A 6,125-nucleotide genomic window follows, 5' to 3' on the forward strand; every position below is an offset into this window, starting at 1 on the left:
GCCCGGCCCTACCGGGCCTCGCGGAGGGCCGCCTCGGTGTCCTCGACCAGGCCGCGAGCGGCGGCGACGGTGGCGGTGAGGGTCGCCGGGTCGCCGCCGGGGGCGGCGAGCAGGGCGCGGGCGCGCGGGCCGAAGCCGGGCGGGGCGGTCGGCAGGGTCTCGGCCACCGCCAGGGCGCCCTTCTCGTTGAGGCACCAGCGCCGGTCGGCCGCGTACAGCGCCTGCACCAGGACGCCCACGGCGCGGGCGAGGCAGAGCGCGACGTACAGGGTGTCGCCGCGGGCCGCGCCCTTGGCGGCGCCGTCGAGCAGGAAGCCGGCCTCCCAGGTGCTGCCGGTCAGCGCGGCCCGCAGCGGCTCCGGGTAGTGCGCGTACGCGGCCCGACGCTCCGTCAGTGCCCCGGTCGGGTCGGCCAGGACGACGCCGAGGGCGAGTTCCCCGACGTAGCAGGGCGCCCAGAAGCCGAGCGGGTGGCCGGCCTGGACGCCCACCTCGTAGCGCCCGGCGAGGCAGTCGGCGCGGACCCGGTCGACCCGGTCGAGGTCGCGCAGGATCCAGTCGACCTTGCCGAGCCCCTCGACGTCCAGCCAGGCGCCGCCGTCGACCCAGGGGCCCCAGCCGCCAGGTCCGGCCACCTCGACGCCGGGGCCGGCGAGGTCGCGCAGGGCGTCGAGGTCGAGGCCGGCCCGGTAGTAGAGGCCGAGGTCCCAGTCGGAGCCGGGGGTGTGCTCGCCCCGGGCCCGGCTGCCGCCGAGCACGACGCCGACGACGCCCGGCACCCCTGCCAGCCGGTCGGCCATGGCTTCGATGATCGCGTGCACGGTGAACATGCCTTTCTGTCAGGGCAGTAGGTGTCAATGCTACGTACCGTCCACATTTCCTGTCCCACCTTCCCGGCTGCTCGTTGTGGCCCGGTGACCCGCTTCGCAGACTGTGCGCACGGCATCGCCGCCGGTAGAACCCCACCCCGCCCGCTCCCGCCGCGTAAGGGTGGTGGATACTGAGCTTGTGAACGTGTTCACGTTCACAAGCGGGCAAGCATGCACACCTGGGCAGCGGTCCCCGGCTATAGATGAAGTTTGTCCGAAATGTGACCTCGAACGAGGTCGGTTGGAGAGAGGGCGACGTGGAACTGGCAATCGCTCACGAAACCATCGCGCGATGGCAATTCGGCATCACCACCGTCTACCACTTCCTCTTCGTACCGCTCACCATCAGCCTCGCCGCGATCGTGGCGGGGCTGGAGACCGCATGGGTGCGGACGGACAAGGAGAAGTACTTCCACGCCACGAAGTTCTGGGGGAAGCTCTTCCTGATCAACATCGCGATGGGCGTGGTCACCGGCATCGTGCAGGAGTTCCAGTTCGGCATGAACTGGTCCGACTACTCCCGCTTCGTCGGCGACGTCTTCGGCGCCCCGCTCGCGATGGAGGCGCTGATCGCCTTCTTCTTCGAGTCGACCTTCATCGGCCTGTGGATCTTCGGCTGGGACAAGCTCCCCCGGAAGCTGCACTGCGCCTGCATGTGGATGGTCGCGCTCGGCACCGTGCTCTCCGCCTACTTCATCCTGGCGGCCAACTCCTGGATGCAGCACCCGGTCGGCTACACGATCGACCCGGCCACCGGCAAGGCCCAGCTGACCGACATCGCCAAGGTGCTGTTCCAGGACACCACCGTCACCGTCGTCCTGCACACCCTGACCGCGGCCTTCCTCACCGGCGCGGCGTTCATGGTCGGCATCGCCTCGTTCCACCTCTGGAAGGCCAAGCGCAAGCCGGAGAGCGCCGCCGCCGCCCCGGCGAAGGTCGCCGTGATGCGGACCTCGCTGCGGCTCGGCCTGGTGCTCGCGGTGGTCTTCGGCCTGGGCACCGCGCTCAGCGGCGACTCGCTCGCCAAGGTGATGTTCCGCCAGCAGCCGATGAAGATGGCCGCCGCCGAGGCGCTCTGGGACACCAAGGCGCCGGCGCCGTTCTCGGTCTTCGCGGTCGGCGACGTCAGCAAGGGCCACAACTCGGTGGAGCTGGAGATCCCCGGGATACTGTCCTTCCTCGCCAACAGCGACTTCAGCTCCTCCGTCCCCGGCATCAACGACACCGCCCAGGCCGAGGCCGCCAAGTACGGCGGCGACCCCAAGGACTACATCCCGAGCATCTTCGTCACCTACTGGGGCTTCCGCCTCATGATCGGCTTCGGGATGACCTCCTTCGTGGCCGGGGTGATCGGGCTCTGGACCACCAGGAAGAAGCGTTTCCTCGCCCCGGAGTTCCGCACCGGGGACACCGAGGTGCCGAGGCTGATGCTCACCCCGAAACGGGAGCTGAGCCCCTTCCTCACCAAGTGGAGCTGGCGGATCGGCATCCTCACCATGGGCTTCCCGCTGATCGCCAACAGCTTCGGATGGATCTTCACCGAGATGGGCCGGCAGCCCTGGGCGGTCTTCGGACTGATGACCACCGCCAGCGCCGTCTCGCCCAACGTGGGCATCGGCACCCAGATCGGCGCCCTGGCGACCTTCACCTCGCTGTACGCGGTCCTCGCCGTCGTCGAGGTCCGGCTGCTGGTCAAGTACGCCAAGGCCGGACCGGTCACCGACGAGCGGCCGCCCACCGAGGACCCGACCCTGCGCGGCCCCGCCTCCGGCGACGACGCCGACAAGCCGCTCGCCTTCGCCTACTGAGGCCACCGAGGATCGACGGGAACGACACACCATGGAACTTCACGACGTCTGGTTCGTCCTGATCGCCGTTCTCTGGATCGGCTACTTCTTCCTGGAGGGCTTCGACTTCGGCATCGGCATCCTCACCAAGCCGCTCGCCCGGAACACCGCCGAGCGCCGGGTGCTGATCAACACCATCGGCCCGGTCTGGGACGGCAACGAGGTCTGGCTGCTGACCGCCGGCGGCGCCACCTTCGCGGCCTTCCCGGACTGGTACGCGACCCTCTTCAGCGGCTTCTACATCCCGCTGCTGCTGATCCTGGTCTGCCTGATCGTGCGCGGCGTCGCCTTCGAGTACCGGGCCAAGCGGCCCGAACCGCGCTGGCAGCGGAACTGGGAGGAGGCGATCTTCTGGACCTCGCTGGTCCCGGCCTTCCTCTGGGGCGTCGCCTTCGCCAACATCGTCCGCGGCGTCGACATCGACGCCGAGAAGAACTACGTCGGCGGCTTCTGGGACCTGCTCAACCCGTACGCGCTGCTCGGCGGCCTGGTGACGCTCAGCCTGTTCACCTTCCACGGCGCGGTGTTCGCCGCGCTCAAGACGGTCGGCGACATCCGCGACCGGGCCCGGGCCGCGGCCCTGAAGGCGGGACTTGCGGCCGCGGCGCTGGCGGCGGTCTTCCTGATCTGGACCCAGGCCGACAACGGCAACGGCTGGAGCCTGGCCGCCCTGGTGATCGCGGTGCTCGCCCTGGTCGGCGCGCTCCTCGCCAACCGGGCGGCCCGCGAGGGCTGGGCCTTCGTCCTCTCCGGGGCGACGATCGTGGCCGCCGTCGCGATGCTCTTCCTGGCGCTCTTCCCCGACGTCATGCCCTCCACCCTGAACCCGGAGTGGAGCCTGACCGTGACCAACGCGGCCTCCTCGCCGTACACGCTCAAGCTGATGACGATCGTGGCCGCCGTGTTCACCCCGCTGGTGCTGCTCTACCAGAGCTGGACGTACTGGGTGTTCCGCAAGCGGATCGGCGTCCAGCACATCCCCGGGCACGACCCGGCCGCCGCGCTCGACCAGGGCTGAGGCCATGAAGCCGGTCGACCCCCGACTCCTCCGCCACGCCCGCGCCACCCGGGTCTTCCTCGCCGGATCCGTCCTGCTGGGGACGGCGAACGCGGTCCTGGTGGTGGCCCAGGCGGGCCTGATCGCCGAACTCGTGGTCCGCGGCTTCCAGCAGCGGACCGGGCTCGGTGGACTCGGCACCCCGTTGGCGCTGCTGGCGCTCACCGCGGTCGGTCGGGGGTTGGTCGGCTGGCTCACCGAACTGGTCGCGCACCGGTCCGTCGCCCGGGTGAAGTCCACCCTGCGGCGTCGGCTGCTCGACCACGCCACCGCGCTCGGCCCAGCCTACCTGGCGGGCCGGCGCACCGGCGAGCTCACCACCCTGGCCACCCGGGGCGTCGACGCGCTCGACGACTACTTCGCTCGCTACCTGCCGCAGCTGGCGCTCGCCGTGGTCGTCCCGGCCACGGTGCTGCTGCGGATCGTCGGCGCCGACGTCACCTCGGCCGCGATCATCGCCGGTACCCTGCCGCTGATCCCGCTGTTCATGGTGCTGATCGGGATGGCCACCCAGGCCCGGATGGACCGTCAGTGGGAGGGGCTCTCCCGGCTCTCGCACCACTTCCTGGACGTGGTCGCCGGACTGCCCACGCTCAAGGTCTTCAACCGGGCCCGAGCCCAGGCCGCCACCATCGCCCGGATCACCGCCGACTACCGCCGGGCCACCCTGCGCACCCTGCGGATCGCCTTCGTCTCGTCCTTCGCGCTGGAACTGCTCTCCACCCTCTCGGTCGCACTGGTCGCCGTCACCGTCGGCTTCCGGCTGGTCGACGGCACCCTCGACCTGGAGACCGGGCTGCTGATCCTGGTCCTCGCCCCCGAGGTCTACTTCCCGATCCGCCAGGTCGGCGCGCTCTACCACTCCAGCGTCGAGGGCCTCACCGCCGCCGACCGGATCTTCGAGGTGCTGGAGACCCCGCTGCCGCCGCGCGGCACCGTCCCCGCGCCCGACCTGGCCGGGGCCGCCCTCACCGCCGAGGGCCTCGTGGTGGCCTTCCCCGGCCGGGGCGCGCCCGCCCTGGACGGCGCCTCGCTCACCCTGCGCCCCGGCGAGACGGTCGCCCTCACCGGGCCCTCCGGAGCCGGCAAGTCCACCCTGCTCGGCGTCCTGCTGGGCCTCACCGCGCCCGCCGCCGGGACGGTCCGGATCACCGCCGCCGACGGGCGGACCCACGACCTGGCCGAACTGGAGCCCGACAGCTGGCGGCGGCAGATCGCCTGGGTGCCGCAGCACCCGCACCTGTTCGCCGGGACCGTCGCCGACAACCTGACCCTGCACCGGCCCGGCGCCACCGAGGAGCAGCAGCGCGCGGCCCTGCGCTTGGCGCACGCCCTCGACTTCGTCGACCGGCTGCCGCAGGGCCTGGGCACCCGCCTCGGCGAGGACGGCGCCGGACTGTCCGCAGGTCAGCGCCAGCGGCTCGCGCTCGCCCGGGTGCTGCTCGCCGACGACCGCCCGCTGGTCCTGCTCGACGAGCCCACCGCCAACCTGGACAGCGCCTCCGAGGCGGCCGTCGTCGACGCCGTCCGGGCGCTGGCCGCCGACCCGGCGCGCACCGTACTGGTGGTCGCGCACCGGCCCGCGCTGCTGGCCGCCGCCGACCGGCGGGTCCGGCTGGCCGGCCCGGCCGCTCCCCCCGTCGCCCCGGCGGCCGTCCCGGTGCTCGCCCACCGGGGGCGTCCGACACCGCCGGCGCCGGACCGGGACGGGCCGGCCCCCGCCGCGGGCGCCGTCCGCCCCCGGCTGGCGCTCTCGGTGCTGCTCGGCGCGCTCGCGCTCGGCTGCGCCGTGGCCCTGATGGCCACCTCGGGCTGGCTGATCTCCCGGGCCTCCGAGATGCCGCCGGTGCTGCACCTGATGATGGCCGTCACCGCGGTGCGCGCCTTCGGCATCGGCCGCAGCGTCTTCCGCTACGCCGAGCGGCTGGTCTCGCACGACGCGGTGCTGCGCACCCTCGGCACCCTGCGCGCCGCCGTCTACCGCCGGCTCGCCGTGCTCGCCCCGGCCGCGCTGCCCGCGTTCCGGCGGGGCGACCTGCTCTCCCGGCTGGTCGCCGACGTCGACGCCGTCCAGGACCACTACCTGCGCTGGCGGCTCCCGGCCGCGGTGGCGGTGGTGGTGTCCGCGGCCGCCGCGCTCGCCATGGGAGCCTTCCTGCCCGCCGCCGGGCTGGTGCTCGGGCTGGGGCTGCTGCTCGCCGGACTGGTGGTGCCGGCGCTGGCCGACCGCTGGTCGGCCGACGCCGAGCGGCGGCAGGCCCCGGCGCGCGGGCGGCTCGCCACCGCCGTCCTGGACGCCTTCAGCGGCACCGCCGAGCTCACCGTGGCCGGCGCGCTGCCGGGCCGGCTGGC

4 protein-coding genes are annotated in these 6,125 nt (G+C 72.7%); 3 read left to right on the plus strand and 1 reads right to left on the minus strand.

Going from position 1 to position 6,125, the window contains the following annotated elements; genetic code table 11:
• Positions 1-8 precede the first annotated feature (8 nt).
• Positions 9-830 carry a nucleotidyltransferase domain-containing protein gene (locus BI06_RS09865; protein ID WP_043467020.1) on the minus strand — a complete coding sequence of 274 codons (822 nt, stop codon included), beginning with the start codon at positions 828-830 and terminating at the stop codon, positions 9-11.
• Between the two features lie 296 nt (positions 831-1,126).
• Between BI06_RS09865 and BI06_RS09870 the strand changes: the two genes are divergently transcribed.
• From BI06_RS09870 to cydD, 3 genes are all read left to right on the plus strand, one after another.
• Positions 1,127-2,677, plus strand: a complete 1,551-nt coding sequence (locus BI06_RS09870; protein WP_043467022.1) for a cytochrome ubiquinol oxidase subunit I — start codon at positions 1,127-1,129, stop codon at positions 2,675-2,677.
• A 31-nt stretch (positions 2,678-2,708) separates the two neighbouring features.
• The gene (cydB, locus tag BI06_RS09875; protein WP_043467024.1) at positions 2,709-3,734 is read left to right on the plus strand and encodes a cytochrome d ubiquinol oxidase subunit II; all 1,026 of its coding nucleotides are present in this window, start codon (positions 2,709-2,711) and stop codon (positions 3,732-3,734) included.
• A gap of 4 nt (positions 3,735-3,738) precedes the next feature.
• Positions 3,739-6,125 (plus strand): thiol reductant ABC exporter subunit CydD (cydD, locus tag BI06_RS09880; protein ID WP_051740605.1); only part of this gene is annotated, 2,387 nt, incomplete at its 3' end.

Source organism: Kitasatospora sp. MBT66 (assembly GCF_000710405.2).
GTDB classification, from domain to species: domain Bacteria; phylum Actinomycetota; class Actinomycetes; order Streptomycetales; family Streptomycetaceae; genus Kitasatospora; species Kitasatospora purpeofusca.